Origin of the sequence: Pseudomonas sp. IT-P395 (assembly GCF_949767675.1) — a bacterium.
Classification (GTDB): domain Bacteria; phylum Pseudomonadota; class Gammaproteobacteria; order Pseudomonadales; family Pseudomonadaceae; genus Aquipseudomonas.
The window spans coordinates 185,678-205,066 of the sequence record NZ_CATKPW010000004.1 but is presented as its reverse complement, the minus strand read 5'-3'; the positions used below and the strand labels follow the sequence as shown (position 1 = coordinate 205,066).

Here is a 19,389-nt window from a genome sequence, read left to right as displayed (position 1 = left end):
CATGCCTAAGATAAGTATTTCGTGCAACAGTCTTGTAAAGAATACAAGACAAAAAGGGGACAGATTTATTTTCTAAAAAATGAAAATAAATCTGTCCCCTTTTTTCCCTCAATGAGTGGCCGGGTCGGAGGTTAGAAGGTGGAGTTGACTCTCTCCCATCTGGCCTTAAAAATTGAGGAGAAAAAGATGAGTAATAAAAAAACAGTATCAATTTGGACTGCAACGCCGACTGGCAGCAATCCACTCTTCGGGAAATAGTGACGCCTGCCTATTCTGACGATGGAGAATCTCTAGGATCGGAGTTCAGCAATGCATTTTCTCTGGGCTTTATTGACGACGACTTTTTTGAAGCTGATATCGTAGAGCCAACTAAAAATTTGGAAAAAGCAATCGAGGATTTTTCTTATGACTCCGATATCATCGCTGAAATAAAAAAGAAAAACCTCTCTACCTCACCTGAAAAAATAAACACTGTTATTACAATTTATGATTGTGCTTATAAAGGAAAAACCACAGCCTACATATTACGAGGCATCGAATTTACATATCGAGGTCAGTTTGAATATAAAGATTAGGACACATGAGACGCAACCGATAAAGATTGAAGTTTTTACTTCCCTAAGTGCCCATCGGATGACCTTTACCCGTCAACCCTAAATGCTCGTGACTAGCCTCGTCGATGTCAAAGACAAGCACCTGACGACACCCTTACTATATGGATAATTGCACCGTAAACGGGGGACAAACCACGTTTTCTTTTTCTGAAGGCAATCTGCACTTTATGAGCTTCCGTCCCCTTTTCTGTTCTTTGAGAGTTCCTTTGGTCTTAAACCTGGCTTTCTTAGCAACAATCAATTATTGCGCGTGGACATCACTAACCCAAGGGAACTTCAATTAAGAATTCCATCAGGAAATGAAGCCGGCGCTAACGACCTATGGATTCCGGGTGGAAGGTTGCCAAATGGAAACAGTGAAGCAATAGTCGACGCTAAAGGCCCCATTGCACCGAAACTTGAAATATCACCACTGTCGCTATAGAGGGAAATCATGAAATTCAATGACACTTTTGTCAATACAGACGAGCGATTCACTTTAGGAATAGAAGCCGCCAGTGGGAAGTATTATGTCTCTATCCCTGTTAGCAACCGCTTGGTTGACTATGACGAGTATTACGAAATAAGCAGAGAGTCATACGAACTCTTTCTTAAAGATCCGTCCGCAGCGCTGATATTTGTAGAGCGCTGTAAAGCTAGACAAGAAGACGAATCTCTCATGTTCAAGCCAGGCGCAGACCGCGGAGTTGCGACCTAAAAAAATTTCTGGCGAGCCGAACTTTCTATTTCCTCGGGAAGGGTCTAGCCCTTTCGGGGTAGGCATCTCGGTTCAGCCGATTGCGGCCATTCACAGGCGCTTGCTTTTGGCGGTTAACTGCCGCTCCCGATCGTACACTTCCGGCCAGAAGCGAACGCTTACCCGACCAACTTCCGCCCGTAGAACAGCGACAAAAAGGGGACAGATTTATTTTCTACAAGTACGACGCCTTCGGCCGTCGTATTGAGAAAACCGTCGACGACCACACCACCGAGTTCCTGTGGCAAGGCGAACGCCCCATCGCGGAAAGCGCTGAAAACCGCTATCGCAGCTACATCTACGAACCGGGTACCTTCCGACCATTGGCGATGCTCGACGGCGAAGGCCCGCTCAGGGCTATACCGTTCTATTACCAACTCGACCATCTCGGCCCCCCACAGGAACTCACCGACTACAGCGGCGAAATCATGTGGTCGGCCAAATACCGAGCTTACGGCAACCTCGCGGTATTGGAAGTCAGTGAAATCGATAACCCTTTACGGTTCCAGGGTCAGTATTTCGATGCCGAGACAGGTCTAAATTACAATCGCCATCGCTACTACAATCCGAACACTGGACGATTTTTGACCCCGGATCCGATCAAACTGGCGGGGGGCTGAATAATTATAAATATGTCCATAATCCAACTGGCTGGGTGGACCCGTTAGGTTTAGACGAGTGCCCAGGAGCATCAGAGGCAAATCCTCCCGCACCCGACTCCCAAGGAACCAAGGTCGCTGGGGGCCCGACGGAAAAGGAAAACCGGGGGAAAGCCCTTGGTACTCAGACATTCCTGAGGTCAACGAAGTAACCAAAGGGGAGCCTATTCCTTTCGTTAACGGTCGTCCCGACTTTTCACAGTGGTCCAAAGGTACTGTCAAATTCAAACCTGGTGTACTAAATGGAACAGATAAAGATTTCAAACAAGTATACAAAAGACTGAAAAAGGATCGAGGCCTGAGAAGCGCCAATGCTGCTAAACTACTGCTACGAAAAGCCGGGCTCACACCACATCATCTTGACAAAGAGACCATTCAGTTAATACCAACAGTCCTACATGGAAATACCCCCCATATCGGCTCTGCTTCGGACATGAGGAATTAGTTATGTCATATGACAAGATTTTAAACGAGCTCGGCGCCGAGTCGATGTCTTTCGAGACAAAACGGCCCAGCAATAGTTTGCCAGACGATATTAAAATTTCTGAAAGCTTGAATCAGCTGCTTGATAGATTCAAGACAGCCATTGTCTTTTCCAATGGGGCAAAATTCAAAACCCCTAAAAAGATGCCTATCGGCGACCAAGATGGCTTCGTATTCTTAGATGTAATATACGGACTAGCCCCGGATTCAAATAACATCTACTACAAAAATGAAATGTATGCGAACCAAATACGCGGTGAACTCTATACTTTTGGTGAGTCAGGTGGAGGAGATCAATTTTGCATTAACAAAAACACAGAAGAAGTATATTACTGGTATCACGAAGCAAAAGATGATGCATCATCACTATTTCTAATTGCGCCGTCCTTTACTAGTTTTTTCGAGCAGCTCACACCTGACAATGATGAGACCGATTCGAAAGATGACGACGGAATAGTCAGCGCCGAGTTTAATTTTTAGAAATCACAAAAAAGTACACATTCAGTTAGAGGGGGCATTCTCCAAGCTTGGATTCGGGGTGCCCCCCCTGATTTTGTGGCCTCATGGCTCTTTTGATATTGACCGACGAAGATCTAGCCAATGCCAACTCTCTGACGGCATTACGCGCGATAACAGCCAAAATGAAATTCGCTCCTATCCCCGGAGATCCCGAATGCACCACTTTATGATCAGTCGGGGCGATTCACAGCAACTGCTTGGATTGATGGTTACCGGCCCGAAAGGCGAAGAGATCCATTGCGACGAGTACGGCCGCGTCAAAGTGCAGTTCCACTGGGACCGCGAAGGCCAGCGCGATGCGTCCGGACGTCTGCTGGTCAAAACCTTGCCAGACGGCGAAGAAATCCACTACAGCTACGACGCATTGGGGCGCCTGGTAAACTTCGACGACGGCAACTGGCCGCTCGCGTACGAATACGACGTGCAGGACCGCCTGATCACCGAACACTAGGGCTGGGGCACTACACGTTACGAATACGACAGCGTCGGCCAACTGAGCCACAGCCGCCTTCCAGATGGCAGCACACTCGATTACCGTCATCTACCCGGCGGACACCTGAGCAACATCGACCTGAACGGCTCACGCTTAACCTCTCACCAGTTCAGCGCCGGTCGCGAGCAACAGCGACAAAAGGGTTTGCTCCTAAGCCAGTAGCAGTACGACGAACAAGGTCGCCTGCAAGCGCATAGCGTTAGCCAACGCGACAAAAATCTATTCCAGCGACGCTACAACTACGACGCGAATGGCAACCTAGCCGGCGTAGATGACACCCGCAAAGGTAATCGCAGCTATCACTACGACCCGTTGGATCGACTGATCAGTGTGCGTGGTGCGACACCGGAAAGCTTCGCCCACGATCCAGCAGGCAACCTCCTCGGTCAGAATGACCTGCCCGTAGCCAATTTGGCTAACGTCAAAGGCAACCGCCTGCTGATGCAGGGTGACCGCCATTACGACTATGACACCTACGGCAATCTGATTCGCGAGCGTCGCGGCGCCGGCCAGAAACTCGTCACCGAATACCGCTACGACTGTCAGCACCGCCTCGTCGGTGTCAGCCTGCCGGGTGGAAGCATCGCGAGCTACAAATACGACGCCTTTGGCCGCCGTATCGAAAAAACCGTCGACGGGCACACCACCGAATTCCTCTGGCAAGGTGAACGCCTGATCGCAGAAAGCGCTGAAAACCGCTATCGCAGCTACATCTACGAACCGGGCAGCTTCCGTCCACTGGCGATGCTCGATGGCGAAGGCCCGCGCAAGGCTACGCCGTTTTACTATCAACTCGACCACCTCGGCACACCGCAGGAACTCACCGATTACAGCGGTGAGATCATGTGGTCGGCGAAGTACCGAGCCTACGGTAATCTCGCTGCGCTGGACGTCAGCGAGATCGATAACCCGTTGCGGTTCCAGGGTCAGTATTTCGATGCCGAGACGGGGTTACATTACAACCGCCACCGCTACTACAATCCGGGGACTGGACGGTTTTTGACGCCGGATCCGATCAAACTTGCGGGTGGGTTGAATAGCTACCAGTACGTGCCGAACCCTACGGGGTGGGTGGATCCGTTGGGGTTGAATTCTTGCCCGCCTGGAGATGAAACTAAAGGTAAGAAGGCGGATGATTCGGAAAAGGCTGAACACGACGAAGGTCGAGCACCACCTGATCCATATAATCGCCCATACGCTGGAGCACTGCCCGCCCAGATGCAAGACAAGATTCTGTTCGGCACACGTAGTCCGAACAGTAATAAACCAATTGGCGGACACTCCTCTGAAGTACTGAAGTCCCCTAAGCACCAGATGACCGTATTGCAGAAAAACCCGGACGGCACGATAAAAGTCGAAGATTTCAAAATGATTCTTGAACGAAAAGACGGTACCGTCGGCATGTCGGCCAAAAAAGGAGGGAAACACACACTAGCGCCGGAAACTTGGAGTAACGATAAGATACTTTGGGTTACGGATGAAGTAGCCGCAACACCGGGTGTACTCATGCGCGATGTTGACGGAGTTACGACCACTCTACACACCAAAACGGTTGATGGTGTTCAGTGGCAGGTGTTGAAAGACAATGGCGTCGTGACATCTTCATTCCCGGCGGGCGACGCACCTATGTCACCACCGATCTAAGTAGAGATAAAAAATGACTAGCAAGACTTACGATGAATACAATTACTGGCTTGGCCAGAGTGAAGACTCGAATTGGAATGAGTACATTACCGAGCAGGTAGCCCAGGGGGTTTTGCGAAAATTTGACTCCGAAGACTGGAAACTTCTTCGAGAAACTATTCTTTCAAAAGAGGAGTATTGGCAAGAACGAAGTACTGCTGCGCTCGGAGAACTACGATCTCATGATGCAATAGAGATTTTAAAAGCACTCCTTGACTCGAATTTTCCCGAGGTAACTATCGCTGCGGCATCGGAATTAGACTGGACAGAAGCAGCGATTGAACAAGAATACGCGGGGAAAATACAAAAAATCATAGATCTACTTCCACCGGAAGAGGTGGATTCTTATCCAGAGCTTGCAAGCCTACTAAAAAAAACCAAGAACCATGATTAAATACCAATTGTATCGGGGACAGACCACGTTTTCTTTTTCTGAAGGTAATCTGGAAAATATGGCGATGGCGGAGCACAACAACTCCATCTAGATAGGAAAAAAGTAAACTTCTACAAACTCGACGTACTTCCGGAAAAAAAATGAGAACTTTTCATGTGATTGCTAGCAAGGATATGGAGCCAAACCTCCCGCATAGCTCAAACTGGCCAAAGGTTATAGGCTACTCCTTCGCAGATAACTATCTTTATTTATCCGAAGGCAAAGGCCACGGCTTTGCCGCGAACGACATGCCTGATTCGAAAGCTAAAAGACCAGAATGGCTTGAAATATTCACAGCTTTAGACGCGACTTGGTTCCTTAACATGATTGACAACACTAACTTCACCAGCGAAACGGATTTCCGTGAAAAATTAACAGCACACATTGGCAACGTAGATACAATAATGTTTTGACCAACTCGAGTTCGGTATTACACCAGCAGGCAGGGCTCAACTGGCATCGAAGTGATGGTGTAATCCAAGCAGGAAAACAATCGTGTCTACGTGAAATCTGCCAACGCCTACCAATGCGTAAACGGCGGACAGACCACGGTTTCTTTTTTTTGCATCTATAATCTGCCCTTTGGAAACTCTCCTCTTTCTCGCTATTTAACGTGATCTGTCCCTGTACCATTACTGGTGATCTTCCCCCAAATTACGTTACAAAAGCTCAGGCAACACAAAGCGGATGGAAAAAAGGTAAAGCAGTCAACAATAGCGTTCCTGGCGGGCAGCTAGGCGGTGATGTTTTTTACAACGATACAAACGTACTTCCTTCAGCCCCCGGCCGAACCTGGTATGAAGCTGACGTCGGTCTCAATAACACGATGTCGCGGAGCAATCAGCCGGGGACCAGGCTACTCTACTCAGATGACGGACTCCTTTACATAACTAGTGATCATTACGAAACTGTTACCCCTATTGGAAAGTGGAAGTAAATCAAAATGATAGTTGAGCTTGATGGATTGTCCATCTCATCTGAGCAAGAGTTCCATAAGCGGATAGCGTCTGCTTTTTCTGTTACTCAATACTATGGAAATAATCTTAATGCGCTTTGGGATCTACTCAGCACCGATGTAGAGCGCCCAATTGAATTAATTTGGACAAAATCAAAACATTCAGAAGAACGAATGGGCGACCCATATAGAAAAATATTAATTATTCTTGATCGAGTCAAAACTCAAGATGAAAACTTTGGACTGGATGAGAAATTTAGTTACCAACTGAAATAGTAAAGCTGTAAACGGGGAGCAGACCACGTTTTATTTTGTCTGAAAGTGGTCTGTCCCTGAATAACATAGAGAGCCTCTAATTCTTTCGACGGAACCCACTGTAAAAAGGGGACCACAAGAGACAAAGAGACAAAGAGACAATACAAAAAAGGGGACAGATTTATTTTGTCTGACGGTGGTCTACCCCGAACGGCCATCAATCTTTCCGCGTTCTAAACGTGGTTTTCTCCTGATTAATTACTTATGCAAATCCATCTTAACATCGAAGGCCTACCAGCCTACCCATACCCTACAAACTTCCTGCATTTTGCATCCATTGAACCAGAAACAGACATCGAGCCTTGGTGGCTGCTGGTATACAACGAAGGTACAATCAGCAACTGGTACAAAACACTCAAACGGCTTTATCCAAAACGCACATTGATCCCATTCGCCAAATTCAACGCGAATGATGACATCGCGTGTTTTGATGGAGAGGATCTTTCTGGGCAGCCCCACGTGTTGATAATTCATGCTTATGCGTCAGAGGGCTGGGAACTTCACGCCACCTACGCTAGCTTCGATAAGTGGCTAGAAGAAGCCATGGTGCAAAATGCCGAGTGGCTCAACGAGGACTAAAAACTTTAATCCCGACAAGCCTGGTATTTGCTTTAGAAAAAACGAGAGAACCGCAGGCAGCCCCTGAGAAATCTCGTTGTTTAACCTCTACTCCCCCGGACTGAACAATCAAAGGACTGTAGCCTTGAAACGCCTGAATCGCCCATTTTCCATCCTCCTCGCCCTCACCTTCTCCCTCAATGCGAATGCACTGTCCCTTCGCTCCGAACAACGCCCCGACGGCACCACTGCCCTGTTACTTTCAAACGAACCCGCCGCAGAACGCGCGCCAAAGCTCAATCAGGATCCCGCGGTGCGCTCTGCACTGGTTGATTTTTTTGGCTATCAGACCGGTAGCTATACCAACGACAACACAATGATTGTGCAGCAAGTTCTGGAAGCGCTTGATTCGGAAATGTCGACGTTTGCGGACGGTGTGCCTGCCGGCAGCAAAATGATTACTGCCATGGATGATGGCAACAATGGGTTTGAGCGCGGCGCATTGTTGCTTAACGACAAGGGCCAGTTGGTCGCTGTCGGGCTGGTCAATGGCCACTGCACGGTCAAGTCGCGTGAGGAGGCTTTGACCTGTAATGATGCCCCGCAAACCGTGCTGACCATTTTCCAACCGCAAGGCGCTAAACAAGCTGATGCCGAATCTTTGATAGGCTGGAGTAAACAACTGCCTCCGATGATGGCGATATGGGCGGAAAGTGATGATCCGGAACGCCGAGCCAACGCGCAGAAAATTGCCAGCGTTGAATACGCTGCAACCAAACCGGAACAGGGAGCGTGGACAGCGGCACAGTTACCTTCCGACTTTCCCAAAGCCATGCTGGCGATGCTTCCGCAGCGGGCTCACCTGATAGGTGCTGGCGCCCACGGTGTTTTCACGACGCCGGGGATGGAGGGCACGCCGATTGAAGGTGATTGGGACAAAATAGCCGGCCGTCCACGACATGAGTTCGAAGTCATTCTCCGGACTTTTACAGAGTACGCAGACGTCATCGACTTCTATCAGCAGCATGCGAAGGATGCCGAAATCAGCGGCAACCAGAGAAAGGCACTCGTTGAAGGCTATATTGGTGGCGGCACCTACAAGATTGAAATCAGTAATAGAAAAGACGAAGGCACAGTGATCACACTCTCTGCTTGGCGACAAGAAGTCTGATTTATCCAAATAAAAAAAGGGCGATCCCATGATCGCCCTCTTTCAAATCAAGAAACCCTTCCTTTGAAAATCAAAGCTTTTCCAACGCTTCCTCCGCTCCCGGAGCACGGCGTTCGTTGGCTTTGAGTATCCAGTACTCGGCCTTGGATTTGCTTTTAGGCAAGCCGCCACGTCCTTGTGCGTACATTTTCCCAAGCGCCAGCTGCGCGTTGCCAAAATCGGCATCAGCAGACTTGCGGTAAAGCTTGGCTGCTTCATGTTGGTTTTTTACGGTGCCTCGCCCCTGTTCAAGCATTTGCGCCATTTCATACTGCGCGTACTTATTGCCGAGCGCAGCCGATTTGCCAAACCAGGAAAATGCCAGAGCTTCATCCTTGTCCACACCTCGTCCTGCGGCAATCATCTCCGCGAGGTTCAGCTGTCCGTAATCGTCACCGGTTTCAGCCAGTTTGCGATACCACTGAGCGGCAACAACATCGTCCTGTGTAACTCCCTCACCCTTCTCATAGAGGCTTGCCAGCAGCATGTAGGCTGAGGGATACCCACCTTCGGCGGATTGGTGGTAGTACGCTAATGCTTTGTCCATGTCCTTGAGATTTTTGATCGATCGGCCACCGCGATGGTAGATCTGCGCCAAACTGAACTGGGCTTTGGCGTTACCTTGTTCCGCAGCTTTCAAATCCCAGTAAACACTTGCGTCTTCACCCTCAACGCTTCGATCCCAACGAAGTTCCTCAGCCAATCCGACTTGCGCTTCAGCATTACCTTGCTCTGCAGCTTTGCGAAACCACACTTCCGGCATGCCCGGTGACCACTGCTCAACCACCCCGCAGAGGTTCTCTTGAATGGCTTTGCCAAACTGCGTCTGCGCGTCAAGATCACCTGCGACCGCTTGTTCATGCAGCCGCTCAGAATTTGGCGCGCACTTCCCTGCCTTCATACCGTCGTAGTAATCACGCGGCGCTTGTGCCCAGGTATTAAAGGCGATGAACATTGAAAAAAGCGCAGTGCTCGCCATACCGACAGTTTTGAAACGGTTGATCATTTGTTACTTCCTTGTGGCTTAAAAAATCCAACGAAAACCTTGCGGAAAATACTAGCTCGCTTCGAACATCCGCTCGTCCACGTCGTACTTAACCACCACCCGATTCCGATACAGCCTCACCCTCTCCACCAATTCCCCCACCTGCCCTTTCTCCCGCACCTCCCGCCAAATCTCATTCTCCCGATACACCCGCGCGCCCTCCCGCACAAACCGATGCCCTTCTTGAAAAACGTGATACCGATACTCCCTCACCCGATCACACAACAACTCCCCTTCAAGTTGGGTCTCGCCGACGTTCAACTTCAGCTGAAAGCTCCGATCCGTCGGGTTATGTAGCACCAGATCAACGTAGTTGTAGAAAATCGCCGCCCCGGACCCGAACGGCAGCACCCGCCCCTCATCCGGAAACGGGTCGAAGCTGTGGTTGGAGCGCTCGACCACCACGAGCGGTGAATGAATCGCCATCCAGTGGATCAGGTTGCTCAGTTGGCAAATGCCACCGCCTACCCCGCGTCGTGCCTCGCCGAAAGACAGTTCCATGCCTTCAACGTAGCCGCGCTTCAACGTCGGGCGGCCGACGAGGCGGCAGAAGGAGAAGTGTTCGCCGGGGGCGATGATGACGCCGTCAATGGCGGCGATGGCGAGTTTGAGGTTGATGACTTTGTTGTGTTGCAGAGCGAGGTCGGAGTCGCCGAGTTTGCGGATGAGTTTCGAGGTGTGTTTGAGGTAGCGGAACGGCAGACGCTCGGCCGTAGCGACGGGGCGTGCGTAGCGTTTGCTGGAACAGTGCCAGGCGATCTGGCGGAACAGTCTTTTTTGCCACACGCGCAGCCAGTACAAGGCCGGGTGGTAGAGGGAAAGTGGTTTCATCCGTGACACAACGGCGTGCGCCGTTTCTTCCTTGAACCGCGAGAGGGGCGCGCATTTTATCCGGTAATGACCGGCAGCACCCCATGCATTTCATAAGACCAGCGATCTCCCTTCGGCATACATCTACCGTCACATCCGCAAATTAAGGTTCGACTAAGGTTGCCTCGCTACGATCGCGGCCAAGAAACCCTGTTGCCTTTGAATCGCAGATGAGCCCTTCCGACATGAAAGCGTTTGATTTACCAACCCAGCCAGCGTCGAATTTCAGCCTTGTCTTGGTAAATTACAAAACCCCGGACATCACCCGAATGTGCCTTGAGCTTTTGCGTGAGCACGTTCAGGAGCAACGCATTCCGGTGTGGGTGGTGGATAACGATTCGGCGGATGCCAGCCTGGATTACTTGCGCTCGCTCGACTGGATCAACTTGATCGAGCGGCCTTCGCCGGGCAAGGAAGCCGGGCATATTGCGCATGGCAAGGCACTGGATCTGGCACTGGAAAAAGTCGACACCGATTATCTGTTTCTGTTGCACACCGACACCTTTGTCTACGACAAAGAGGTGTTTGCCATGATGATGCGCGAATGCACGAAAACGCCGGACATGGCCGCAGTCGGTTGTGTCGAACAACTCAATCGCGGGATTGTTCGTGACACTTGGCGTCTAACTTCGCGCTTCTGCAAGCACTATGTTCGTAAAGCAAAAGTGCGTCTGGGTATGCGTTCGAAAATGCCAAGGCCGTACAAAGAAACGCATCTGAAAAGTTTCTGCACATTGTGGAATGCGCGCTTGATGAAGTCCCAAGGCCTGCACTTCTGCATGGATGACCTCGTACCCGGCTACACGTTGCAAGATCGAATGAGCAGCCTGGGTTATGGCATCAAGTTTCTATCACCGCGCAAGATTTTCAGCTATCTGGATCACATTCAGGCAGGTACCGTCGCGGCGGCGGGCACCTACGGGAAAAATCACCGCAGGACAAAAATGTATCAGGCCACGCTGAAGCGCTTTCAAGAGCAGCAAGCCTGACGTGCAAATCTCGGTTTAATCCACCGCAAACAAAAAGGGCGACTTTTAAAGTCGCCCTTTTTGTTTGCAGAAATTGTATACAACTACTCCGAAGAGGTGTTCGCCCAGTGTAATGGCCTGGCAATCCATGCACCGGTAAAGAGCCCTGACACTGGGCGAACGGGAAGGATTTTAATAGAAGTTGGCGCTTATGTCCTCATTCTTGAATATGAAATTTATGTACGAAAGCGTTAATAGATATTTATCGACGATTCCTTTCATGAAACTTTCAATGAGGTCAATCCAAACTAATAGTATGACTACTCTAATACAAAAACTGTACAAGAGCAGTCATCTTGTAGAGTTAAAGCTCAACTTTCGTGTTGACTGGTCACTTTCAAGATATCGGTGTAAGTGACAATAACGCTCTGCCCTTCTTTCAGATCTTTCAGTTTGGCTTGGATTTCAGGCTTTTTCACGTCGAGAACTTTCGACACGCCCGCCGGATTTTGCAGGGTCACCTGATTTGTCTTCAAATCAATTTTGGTGATTTTCAATTGCACCTGAACCTGACGGTACGCTTCGCCGCCGGGGTTATCGCTGCCCGGAGCCTTACGCAGCTCACCGGTACGTTCGGTGGTGCCAGGCAGACCTTTATCCACATCGGTATCGAGGTAGGCGGCGACGGAACGCTGTACCTGGATGTTGACCTGATCGCCGGCCTTGAGATTGGCGAGGTTTTTCGCCTTGTCGCTGAGCTGAACATGAACCGGCTTGCCTTCGGCACCTTCGAGCACAACCTGATGGTTGGCGGCATCGACGGAGATCACTTTGGTGGTGACCTGATCGGCTTCAACAGTGGCGGACAGAGGAATATCGGCAGCCAGAGCGCCGAAGCTGGTGGCGGACAGTACGGTTGCGAGGGTGATGGCCTTGGCCAGTGCGTCGAGCTTCATATGCATTACTTTCCCTGTGATGAATGGCAGCGCCCGGCGCCGAATTGGCTTCGGCGACGAACGTGCCACTGAGCATAGACGCTGTTCAGGGCTTGGCTTTGGTTTGTGTCGAGGAGGTCTGTTGTTTGGCGGTGTCCTGCGCGGTGGACTCGCCGCTGGGCGTGCCTTTGCCAGTGTTTTCACGCTGTTTCGGGTCGGTGGGGCGCAGGGCGTCGTTGTCGCGTTCGGTTTCGCCCGGTGGCCGGGGTTCGTCGGGGTGTTCGCCTTGGGTGATGGGTTTCATGGGGCTGTCCTCAGGCTTCGGGGTCATCGAGTTCACGGGTGACGTTGATCGCGGGGGAATCCTTGTGCAGGTCGTCGGCTTTGGCGCGCAGGATCTGCCATTGCTCAAGATCGATGGCGCCCTGGCCGAGCAGGTCATCGGCGATGCGTTGCAGATCGAAATAATGCGCGTCGGGGGATTGCTGCCAGTAGGTCCGGTCATCAAACAGACGCTGCCAGGTGGTCATGTCTGGGGGTTGCAGGTCGTCGCTCATGGCAAATCCTCGACAGGTTTTTCTGTAGAGGACAACACAGTAAGCCGAGTTCAAACCGATCCATTGTAGGAGCTGCCGAAGGCTGCGATCTTTTGATGTTGGTCTTAAAAGCAACCTCAACAGATCGCAGCCTTCGGCAGCTCCTACAGGGATTTGCGGATACCTTTCAGTACCCGGTCATTTCCAGATAGCCCCGGCCGGGATGACTGCCGCTGATGCGCACCGGACCTTCCCAGTACGGGATACGCAGGTTCATCCAGGCGTTGGGGTTGAGCGCGTCGAGGGTAATGTCGAGGTGTTTGTCGGGGATGCTGATCGTCCATTTCACCGGCATAACCCGGCCAGCGACTTTCGCGGTGTCTTGCGGGTTGAGCTGGATCTGCGAGCTATTCAGGGTTTGCGTGTGGCCATCGGCAGCAATCCAGGTACCGGTGAGATACGGCGCGCCGTCCTTCTGGCGCATGCGGTAAAGCATCACGTGTTCGCCGCTGTCCAGGTGCAGGGAGAACCAGTCCCAACCGGTTTGATTGGCGGTCAGTGGCTGGCTGCTCCATTCCCGATCGAGCCACGCGGGGCCGCTGACGGTGTAGCTCTGGCCGTCGATCTGCAACGTTCCGCTGGCCTGGAAAAACGGCTGGCTGTAGTAATACGACGCCTGCCCCTCTTCGGATTTCTGACTGAACCCCTTGTCGCCCTGCAACACCAGCGGGCGGCTGGACGTCAGGTGCAGTTGATAGGCGAAATCCTTATCGCGAGCGCTGAGTTGCAGGTCGCTCAGGGGATCCTGCGCCTGACTGGCAAACCGCCAATCATCGATCCACGCCTCGAACGGCGCCAGTTGCACACCCGCCTGCCCCACCCCGCCTCGGGCGTAACGTTCGGCGGCGTGATGCACCGTGCTCGAAGTCACCGCCGCATGCCCCAGCCAGATCGTCTGATCAGCCCACCCAGCCTGCTCCGCCACTGGTTTCAATGCACTGCGAAACAGCGTCCACTGCACGCCGAATTCGTTACCCTGCTGATCCTTGAGATTGGCGGTGACGTACCACCACTCGATGCGAAACCCCTCATGCGCAGCGTGATCCGCCGGAAAACTGAACACTCGCCCCGGCACCACCGGCGTGAACGCCAACGCCTGATCGCCCATCCCGGCGAAGCCTTTCTGCTCCGGCACCGATTGATCGCAACCACCGAGCAGCAACAAAACCATCAGCACAACGAGGTTAATCCTCATGGGCAAACGTCCTCAGCAGATCAGCCGGTTGCGTGCGGTACAGCGAGTACAGCGGCCATGCCGACGCCAGCAACGTCGCCAGCAACGCCCACCCCATCAACTGCAGCAATTGCCACGGAAACACCCGTAACGGCAGCCGCCAGCCAAACGCTTGCACGTTGATCACCGCGTCCAGACACCACGCCAGCGCGATCCCCAGCGGCAACGCCAGCACCAATGTCAGCACCGCCAGCAGCCACGTCTGGCCGAGATTGAGCAGCATCAATTGCCGCCGCGTTACGCCCAACGCCCACAGCGGTGCAAGTTGGCCGAGGCGACTTTGACTCTGCGTCAGCAGGCTGATGAACAGCGCCACACCCGCCACCGCCAGGGTCAGGCTGTTCAACGCCGCAGTGGCCGCAAAGGTGCGTTCGAAAACCTGCACCGACCAGCCCTTGAGCCGCGCCTGATCGACGATGCGGCTGTCCTCCAGTTGAAAGCGCGCCTGCAAGCTATTCAACAACGCCGGGATGCTCTGCGGCTCGATGCGCAGATTGAAACGGTTCGGCGTCAGTTGCGGCCAGCCGCGCAGCAGGTGGTGGATACTGACCAGCAAATGCCCCTTGGGATTGCCGTAGTCGGCGTAGATGCCAACGATGCGCGGCGACCAAGTGCCGTTGGGTGTCGGAATCGCCACATTTTCACCCACGTGCAATTTCAGGCGCCGGGCGATTTGCTCGCTGAGCATCACCGCATCATCCGTGGCCAGATGTGCCCACGGATCGTCGCCCATCGCATCAAGCAGCGGCCAGTGCTGGCGATAATGCGCGTGATCGATGATGCCGAACACTTCCGCCGGCCAGCCTTGCAACGTCACCGCGACCTGCCAGTTGGGCAGAATCGCCGCAACATTCGGCTGCTGCTTGAGCCAGCTGTACATTTCCCGCGACTGCGCCGGATTACTCGGGTTGATATACAGCTCGGCGCTCAGGCGTTGTTCGAGCCAGTCGTTGAAGGTCTGGCGAAAACCGGCGGTCATGCTGCCCGCACCAATGTTGGCGGCGAGCGCCAAAAGCAATGCCATCAACGCCAGACTCAGTGCCGGCAGTTGCTGGCGGCAATCGGCAAGAAACCACTGACCGAGCACCGAGCGACTGCGTCCGAGCAACTGATTCAACAGCGCGCTGAGCAACACCGGTAGCGCCAATGCTGCGCCGATCAGCAATCCGGCCATCAGGACAAAACCGCTGGCCAGACTGTCGCCCCAGATCAATGCAACCAACGCAATCATCGCCAACAGCGCCGCCAGCCAACCTTGTCGGCGCAGCCAGCGCGCGTATTGCTGATGCCAGGCTTGCGGATCCGCCACGGCCAACAACGGCAAACGGGCGGCGCGCAACAGACTGTTGGCCCCGGCAAGCAACGCGCCGAGCAGGCTCAAACCGATGCCGCTGAACCACCACCACGGACTGAGGCGCAACTGCCCCGCCACTTCGGCGCCGTACAATCCGCGCAGGCTGGCGGCGACATCCGGCAGCAACACGCTGGCCAACCAATAGCCGCTGATCACGCCGAACAATCCGCCGATCAGCGCCAGCACACCCAGCTCAACGATCAAGCAAAAAATCAGCATTCGCGCGCTGACCCCACAGGCGCGCAGCGTACGCAACAAGCCGCGCCGTTGCTCCAAAGCAAGGCCGATGGCGGCGTGGACAATGAACAAGCCGACCACGAACGAGAGAAATCCCAGCGCATCGAGATTCAGGTGAAAGCTTTCGGTCAGTCGCGCCAGATTGTTTTCCTCGCCGCTGCTTTTGAGCTGCAACTGCCCCTTGAACACGGCGGGTAACTCGGCGTGAAAATCCTTGGGCAACAACAGCCGCGACAATTGCCCGGGTTGTTCCAATAGGGTCTGCGCGACGCCGATGTCCACCAGCAACAGGCCGGGCGCCATGTCCTTTTGCGCGAGCAATGGCGGCAATCGCAGACCATTAGCCGTTTGCGGCGTGTCGCCTTCGCGCAGACCCAGCGCTTGCAAGGTTTCCGGTGAAATCCAGGTACTGCCCGGCGGCGTGAAAAACTCGACGACACGCTCAATCGGCAGCGCCTGCCCGGCCACTGCGGAATCGGCCGGCAATGACACCGGCTCGATGCCCATCAGTTGCAGGCGCTGATCTTCATGGCCCTTGAGCAGCAACCGACCCTGCAGCAGTGGTGACACCGGCCAGCCCTGTCGACGCAGATCAACGAACCATTGCTGCGCAAAAGTCGCCCCGTTCGGTGTGCTGAGACTGGCCTGCGGTTCACCGCCGATCAATTGGCTGGCCCGCGCGTAGCTGTCGCGCGCCTGACTGTTCAACGCTTCGACGCCGGTGAGCAAACTGGTCGCCAGCCACAACCCGGTCAGCACACTGAAAAACTGCACCGGATGACGCCGCCAATGGCTGAGCAACGCGCGTAGCGTTTGCGCAAAGACGATCACGTCAGCCGTCCACTGGACAACACCACTCGCTGCGCCAATCGGGCCGCGACTCGCGGGCTGTGGGTGACCATCAACAAAGTGGTTGGCGTGTCATCGAGCAATTCCAGCAACAGCCGCAGGACTTCGTCGCTGGTGGCTTCGTCGAGGCTGCCGGTGGGCTCATCGGCCAACAGCAATTTCGGCTGCGAGGCCAGCGCCCGGCCCAACGCGACCCGCTGCTGCTGACCACCGGAAAGTTGCTCGGGATAACGCTTGAGCAAATCGCCGAGACCCAGACGCTGCACCAGATGCGCCTGCCAACGCGGCTCATGACGACCGGCAAGGCGCGCCTGAAAAGCGAGATTGTCTTCGACGCGCAGGCTGCCGATCAGGTTGAACTGCTGGAACACCAGGCCGATTTCGCTGCGCCGCCAATTCGCCAGTTGCGCCTCGTTCATCGTTTCCAATCGATGCTCGCCGCTGCGAATGCTGCCGCTGTCGACTTTGTCGAGGCCGGCCACCAGGTGCAGCAACGTGCTTTTGCCGCTGCCGGACTCGCCCATCAGCGCAAGGCTACTGCCGGGCGCCAGCGTCAGGTCGACGCCTTGCAGCACCGGCAATGGGCCTTGCGGGGTGAGATAGCTTTTGAAGACGTTTTCAACACGAAGCATGCCGCCACCTGATCGGTCAGTGTGGGGCAAGGATAGCGGATGCCGGTGACAGAGCTGAATCTTGCGGTGAACTCTATGGCCTCATCGCTGGCAAGCCAGCTCCCACAGGGAATGAGGTAGTTCACAAATATTGAATTCACCCTAAAACACTGTGGGAGCTGGCTTGCCAGCGATGGGGCCAGTCCTGCCAACCCAAAATCTACTGACCGGCCGCGACACTCGCCGGCGCCTGCGATGGCGTGACAATGCTGCCCAGATCAATGTGCTTCCACTCAGGCTTGGCCCCCAGCCGCGCATTGAAGCGGTAGTTGAAGGTAAATTCATCCGCCGTCGCGACACTCAGTGGCTTGCCATAAACAGCCTCGATCCCCGTCAGGTCATAGCCCATCAACTGCAACAGCGTCGGGAAAATGTTGTAGTGACTGGAACGATCCTTGTTCGCCGCCAGTTGTGCCGACCAGTCCAGCGTTTTCAGATCGCTGCCCTGAATCACCACCAGCGGCACCAATCCTTCCTCCTCCACTGGATCGCCACCGCAGTGAGTGTTCAAGCCCGGATTACCGCGCTCATGCAAATCCTGGCCATGATCAGAGGTGTAGATCAGCAGCGCATTGTTCAGATTGGCCTCGGCGAACACCCGCGCGAAAAACTCGCCGACGTTCCACAACACGGTGTTCTTGTAGGCATTGCGGTACAGCACCCAGTCATCCGGCTGACCATTGAAACCGTTGCGTTCGCCGGTATCGGCCACCTCGGTGAACTGCCCGCGCGGCAAGGTCGGGCGGTAGGCCATGAACGCATCCGGGTATTTGTCATGCACCGGGAAGTGCGCGCCGACCTTGTTGATCACCACCAGCTCCGGCTGGTCATCGTTGAGCAATTCGATCAGCTTCGCTGCCGCCGCCATGTCGCGATCGCGCACGCTGGTCTGGTCGAATTGCACGAACTGGTCGATGTCCTTCTTCTCGGTTTCGGTCATCAGGTTCTGCAGGTTGCCGGCGGTGCGCTGGGCGTCGATGTACACGGTGCGCAGACCGGCCTTCTTGGCGTACTGCCAAATCGACGGCAGCGTGCTGTTGATGCGCATGTAGTCGGCGCGGGTGCCGCCATAGCGCAGGGTCACGTTGGTGTCGGCGCTGCAATTGGCGATGGACGCCGCGTAGCCGTAATTGAAGACATCGACGCCGGGACGCGCCTGTTTGAGGTTGCTGTGCACACCGAACGGCGCGTTGATGTCGAGGTAATTGCCGGAGATGCTTTCGTCGATGATCAGCACGATGTCATGCCCGACGGCTTGTGAGGTGCGCGCCAGCGTCACTGGTTCGCGCGGGCCGACGGTGTTGTGCAGCGCTTCATAGGCAAACAGATTGAGATAGGCCAGCGGCGTGTACATGATCGGCAAGCCGCGCGCGCCCTCACCCGCACGCAAAAACAGCACCGCACTGAGCAGCAGCACACCACACAGTGGCGCCGCCACACGCAAAGCGTTGGGAACCGCCAACCCATGGCGGGGCTTCAGACCGATGCCGAACAGCAACAGCAAACCACTGAGCACGCCACGCAGGAGCGCGTCCCGGTACTGGTACGCCGCTTCCTGGATGAAACCGCCGGAGTAAACCAATGACACGAAACCGCTGTAGGTCAGGTAATCCGCCGTGACCCGGGTATAGACATCGAAAAACACTGCCGAGACAAACATTGCCAATGCGAACACGTGGCGAATGAGAGTCTGCCTTATATACGCCATTAGATATAACGCCAAAGTAAGCGCCAAAAACATTGCGCCAAAAAGAAGTACAGCAAAACTGAAGCCGATAGCATTTAACCGATCAATGTAATATTCGGAATAAATCAAAAAATAAACAATTAAGAACAATTCTTTGGCATATCTGAACATGGCGATACCGATCAGGCAAACGGCAGGGAGTCAAAGGTTTGTCAGTCAGAACCTGACACTAGCACCCGGCCATCAAAGCGCAAGAATTGACTGTTTTTTATAGAAAGCGTCAAA

General features: G+C 53.7%; 20 protein-coding genes and 2 pseudogenes. 13 read left to right on the top strand and 9 right to left on the bottom strand.

What is annotated here, in order from left to right; all coding sequences use genetic code 11:
* Positions 1–212: 212 nt before the first annotated feature.
* The 12 genes and pseudogenes from ACM6IN_RS04335 (at position 213) to ACM6IN_RS04280 (ending at position 8,619) form a co-directional block, all read left to right on the top strand.
* Positions 213–575, top strand: a complete 363-nt coding sequence (locus tag ACM6IN_RS04335) for an immunity 22 family protein (protein WP_414915476.1) — start codon at positions 213–215, stop codon at positions 573–575.
* A gap of 472 nt (positions 576–1,047) precedes the next feature.
* Positions 1,048–1,311 carry a hypothetical protein gene (locus tag ACM6IN_RS04330; RefSeq protein WP_007919513.1) on the top strand — a complete coding sequence of 88 codons (264 nt, stop codon included), beginning with the start codon at positions 1,048–1,050 and terminating at the stop codon, positions 1,309–1,311.
* A gap of 215 nt (positions 1,312–1,526) precedes the next feature.
* Positions 1,527–2,056 (top strand): annotated as a pseudogene (locus tag ACM6IN_RS04325) (RHS repeat-associated core domain-containing protein); the annotation flags it as partial.
* Positions 2,029–2,454: an HNH endonuclease gene (locus ACM6IN_RS04320; RefSeq protein WP_157279747.1), complete on the top strand. Its 426-nt coding sequence runs from the start codon at positions 2,029–2,031 to the stop codon at positions 2,452–2,454. The pseudogene ACM6IN_RS04325 and the gene ACM6IN_RS04320, both read left to right, overlap by 28 nt.
* Positions 2,455–2,456: 2 nt before the next feature.
* The gene (locus ACM6IN_RS04315) at positions 2,457–2,972 is read left to right on the top strand and encodes an SMI1/KNR4 family protein (RefSeq protein WP_414915475.1); all 516 of its coding nucleotides are present in this window, start codon (positions 2,457–2,459) and stop codon (positions 2,970–2,972) included.
* Between the two features lie 244 nt (positions 2,973–3,216).
* Positions 3,217–5,148: pseudogene (locus ACM6IN_RS04310) on the top strand (RHS repeat-associated core domain-containing protein); the annotation flags it as partial.
* Between the two features lie 13 nt (positions 5,149–5,161).
* Positions 5,162–5,581, top strand: a complete 420-nt coding sequence (locus ACM6IN_RS04305; protein ID WP_414915474.1) for a HEAT repeat domain-containing protein — start codon at positions 5,162–5,164, stop codon at positions 5,579–5,581.
* 140 nt (positions 5,582–5,721) lie between these two features.
* A complete protein-coding gene (locus tag ACM6IN_RS04300; RefSeq protein WP_414894093.1) occupies positions 5,722–6,033 on the top strand; it encodes a hypothetical protein in 312 nt (103 codons plus the stop codon).
* Positions 6,034–6,233: 200 nt separating this feature from the next.
* Positions 6,234–6,557: a ribonuclease domain-containing protein gene (locus tag ACM6IN_RS04295; protein ID WP_414915473.1), complete on the top strand. Its 324-nt coding sequence runs from the start codon at positions 6,234–6,236 to the stop codon at positions 6,555–6,557.
* 6 nt (positions 6,558–6,563) lie between these two features.
* The gene (locus ACM6IN_RS04290; protein WP_414915472.1) at positions 6,564–6,851 is read left to right on the top strand and encodes a barstar family protein; all 288 of its coding nucleotides are present in this window, start codon (positions 6,564–6,566) and stop codon (positions 6,849–6,851) included.
* 243 nt (positions 6,852–7,094) lie between these two features.
* Positions 7,095–7,469, top strand: coding sequence for an SMI1/KNR4 family protein (locus ACM6IN_RS04285; RefSeq protein WP_007919499.1), 375 nt, complete (start codon positions 7,095–7,097; stop codon positions 7,467–7,469).
* A 124-nt stretch (positions 7,470–7,593) separates the two neighbouring features.
* Entirely contained in the window at positions 7,594–8,619 is a 1,026-nt protein-coding gene (locus ACM6IN_RS04280; protein ID WP_007919497.1) for a hypothetical protein, read from the top strand.
* Between the two features lie 70 nt (positions 8,620–8,689).
* Here ACM6IN_RS04280 and ACM6IN_RS04275 read toward each other — a convergent pair whose 3' ends face one another.
* Both ACM6IN_RS04275 and ACM6IN_RS04270 read right to left on the bottom strand, forming a co-directional pair.
* Positions 8,690–9,664, bottom strand: a complete 975-nt coding sequence (locus tag ACM6IN_RS04275) for a tetratricopeptide repeat protein (RefSeq protein WP_414915471.1) — start codon at positions 9,662–9,664, stop codon at positions 8,690–8,692.
* 51 nt (positions 9,665–9,715) lie between these two features.
* Positions 9,716–10,534, bottom strand: coding sequence for a VanW family protein (locus ACM6IN_RS04270; RefSeq protein WP_414915470.1), 819 nt, complete (start codon positions 10,532–10,534; stop codon positions 9,716–9,718).
* Positions 10,535–10,758: 224 nt separating this feature from the next.
* On the opposite strand from ACM6IN_RS04270, the gene ACM6IN_RS04265 reads away from it, so the two are divergent.
* Positions 10,759–11,562, top strand: a complete 804-nt coding sequence (locus ACM6IN_RS04265) for a glycosyltransferase family 2 protein (protein ID WP_102902789.1) — start codon at positions 10,759–10,761, stop codon at positions 11,560–11,562.
* Between the two features lie 350 nt (positions 11,563–11,912).
* Here ACM6IN_RS04265 and ACM6IN_RS04260 read toward each other — a convergent pair whose 3' ends face one another.
* From ACM6IN_RS04260 to ACM6IN_RS04230, 7 genes are all read right to left on the bottom strand, one after another.
* A complete protein-coding gene (locus tag ACM6IN_RS04260; protein WP_042704991.1) occupies positions 11,913–12,497 on the bottom strand; it encodes a hypothetical protein in 585 nt (194 codons plus the stop codon).
* 85 nt (positions 12,498–12,582) lie between these two features.
* Positions 12,583–12,780: a hypothetical protein gene (locus ACM6IN_RS04255; RefSeq protein ID WP_007919492.1), complete on the bottom strand. Its 198-nt coding sequence runs from the start codon at positions 12,778–12,780 to the stop codon at positions 12,583–12,585.
* A 10-nt stretch (positions 12,781–12,790) separates the two neighbouring features.
* On the bottom strand, positions 12,791–13,033 hold the full coding sequence (locus ACM6IN_RS04250) for a hypothetical protein (protein WP_007919491.1): 243 nt from the start codon (positions 13,031–13,033) through the stop codon (positions 12,791–12,793).
* A 166-nt stretch (positions 13,034–13,199) separates the two neighbouring features.
* Complete coding sequence (locus tag ACM6IN_RS04245) at positions 13,200–14,267, bottom strand: lipocalin-like domain-containing protein (protein ID WP_414915469.1); 1,068 nt, start codon at positions 14,265–14,267, stop codon at positions 13,200–13,202.
* Positions 14,257–16,728 carry an FtsX-like permease family protein gene (locus ACM6IN_RS04240; protein WP_414915468.1) on the bottom strand — a complete coding sequence of 824 codons (2,472 nt, stop codon included), beginning with the start codon at positions 16,726–16,728 and terminating at the stop codon, positions 14,257–14,259. Before ACM6IN_RS04240 ends, ACM6IN_RS04245 begins: the two co-directional genes overlap by 11 nt.
* A complete protein-coding gene (locus tag ACM6IN_RS04235; protein ID WP_414915467.1) occupies positions 16,725–17,378 on the bottom strand; it encodes an ABC transporter ATP-binding protein in 654 nt (217 codons plus the stop codon). The genes ACM6IN_RS04240 and ACM6IN_RS04235 overlap by 4 nt, the downstream gene beginning before the upstream one ends.
* Before the next feature lie 199 nt (positions 17,379–17,577).
* Positions 17,578–19,275: a sulfatase-like hydrolase/transferase gene (locus ACM6IN_RS04230; protein ID WP_414915466.1), complete on the bottom strand. Its 1,698-nt coding sequence runs from the start codon at positions 19,273–19,275 to the stop codon at positions 17,578–17,580.
* Between the last annotated feature and the right edge of the window lie 114 nt (positions 19,276–19,389).

Excerpts from the sequence above, each read along its gene's own strand:
- ACM6IN_RS04330 (WP_007919513.1), top strand. The coding sequence starts at position 1,048 with ATGAAATTCAATGACACTTTTGTCAATACAGACGAGCGATTCACTTTA.
- ACM6IN_RS04315 (WP_414915475.1), top strand. The coding sequence starts at position 2,457 with ATGTCATATGACAAGATTTTAAACGAGCTCGGCGCCGAGTCGATGTCT.
- ACM6IN_RS04305 (WP_414915474.1), top strand. The coding sequence starts at position 5,162 with ATGACTAGCAAGACTTACGATGAATACAATTACTGGCTTGGCCAGAGT.
- ACM6IN_RS04300 (WP_414894093.1), top strand. The coding sequence starts at position 5,722 with ATGAGAACTTTTCATGTGATTGCTAGCAAGGATATGGAGCCAAACCTC.
- ACM6IN_RS04290 (WP_414915472.1), top strand. The coding sequence starts at position 6,564 with ATGATAGTTGAGCTTGATGGATTGTCCATCTCATCTGAGCAAGAGTTC.
- ACM6IN_RS04285 (WP_007919499.1), top strand. The coding sequence starts at position 7,095 with ATGCAAATCCATCTTAACATCGAAGGCCTACCAGCCTACCCATACCCT.
- ACM6IN_RS04275 (WP_414915471.1), bottom strand. The coding sequence starts at position 9,664 with ATGATCAACCGTTTCAAAACTGTCGGTATGGCGAGCACTGCGCTTTTT.
- ACM6IN_RS04270 (WP_414915470.1), bottom strand. The coding sequence starts at position 10,534 with ATGAAACCACTTTCCCTCTACCACCCGGCCTTGTACTGGCTGCGCGTG.
- ACM6IN_RS04265 (WP_102902789.1), top strand. The coding sequence starts at position 10,759 with ATGAAAGCGTTTGATTTACCAACCCAGCCAGCGTCGAATTTCAGCCTT.
- ACM6IN_RS04260 (WP_042704991.1), bottom strand. The coding sequence starts at position 12,497 with ATGAAGCTCGACGCACTGGCCAAGGCCATCACCCTCGCAACCGTACTG.
- ACM6IN_RS04255 (WP_007919492.1), bottom strand. The coding sequence starts at position 12,780 with ATGAAACCCATCACCCAAGGCGAACACCCCGACGAACCCCGGCCACCG.
- ACM6IN_RS04250 (WP_007919491.1), bottom strand. The coding sequence starts at position 13,033 with ATGAGCGACGACCTGCAACCCCCAGACATGACCACCTGGCAGCGTCTG.
- ACM6IN_RS04245 (WP_414915469.1), bottom strand. The coding sequence starts at position 14,267 with ATGAGGATTAACCTCGTTGTGCTGATGGTTTTGTTGCTGCTCGGTGGT.
- ACM6IN_RS04235 (WP_414915467.1), bottom strand. The coding sequence starts at position 17,378 with ATGCTTCGTGTTGAAAACGTCTTCAAAAGCTATCTCACCCCGCAAGGC.
- ACM6IN_RS04230 (WP_414915466.1), bottom strand. The coding sequence starts at position 19,275 with ATGTTCAGATATGCCAAAGAATTGTTCTTAATTGTTTATTTTTTGATT.